At 62.8% G+C, this 1,067-nt stretch carries 1 protein-coding gene; it reads right to left on the bottom strand.

Going from position 1 to position 1,067, the window contains the following annotated elements:
• Nucleotides 1–1,067 (bottom strand): ISNCY family transposase (locus NCT03_RS33600; protein WP_250495509.1); only part of this gene is annotated, 1,067 nt, incomplete at both ends.

The following is a 1,067-nucleotide window of genomic DNA, read 5'->3' as shown; positions in this document are numbered from 1 at the left end:
ACTTCAGCGCCCTGATCAATCCGCGCAATACGGTCGTACTTGCCGCAGCAAAGCACCTCGCCGCCCGCCTGCACCTCGACGCAGCCATTCGGGTATTCGACCACCTCGACTTGCTGGTGAATCAAGAGGCGATTGGCGGGCGTGTCTTCCAGCAGATACATCACCCGGTCATATTGCACCGTCAGCGCGTGCGTGACCTTGCGCCAGACGCGATAGGCCAGCAGTTGTGTCAAATCGTCGTCGGCGCGCAGAGGCCGATGGGCATCATGGTCGCTACGCGGCGTCTTGCCAAAGCGCTGATTGAAATCGGCGATGAAGGAGGGCGCATAAGCGTTGGCCGCCTCCCAGGTGCTGATCCCGCGCAAGCGCAACTCCTTGACGAGCCGGTCCTGCAGGGTCAGGTTGGCGCGCTCGACACGCCCTTTGGCCTGACTCGAATTCGCGCAGAACGCCTCAATGTTCAGTTCGTACAAGGCTCGGCCGAACTGCGTCACGCCTTTACCAGCGGTCTGCGAGCGGTTCTTGACGTAGAAGACGCTAGCTTTGTCGCTGTAGAACGCCATCGGCTTGCCATGCGCTTGCAGATACTTCGACAGCGCCTCGAAATAGCTGAAGGTCGACTCGGTGGCCGTGAAATGCAGCGCCATCAGCCGACCCGTCGCATCGTCAATGAATACCAGCAGCGTGCATGCCGGCGCCCGCTCCTCGAACCAGCGGTGATCGCTACCATCGATCTGGATCAGTTCGCCCAGACACGCGCGGCGGTTGCGCGGCTGGTGAATCCGCGGCGGGCGTTGGCGGCGAGGCACCCAAAGACCCGCTGCCGTCATCAGAGAACGAATCGTCTCGACGGCCAGCGCAATGCCGTGGCATTCCCGCAGCTTCTCACACGCCAGCGTCGGACCAAAATCGGCGTAACGCTCGCAGATCAGCGCGAGCGCACGCTGCGCCACGCCGTCCGGCAACCGGTGATTACTCGTGCGAGCGCGCTTGCCGGACACCAGACCACGCGCACCGTCCGCACGATAACGCAAGACGAGCCGCTCGATCTGCCGCACGCTCAGACG

This window comes from Caballeronia sp. GAWG1-1, assembly GCF_023631465.1.
GTDB lineage: Bacteria > Pseudomonadota > Gammaproteobacteria > Burkholderiales > Burkholderiaceae > Caballeronia.
Note: the sequence above shows the minus strand (reverse complement) of the source record. Positions and strands in the feature narration are given on the sequence as shown.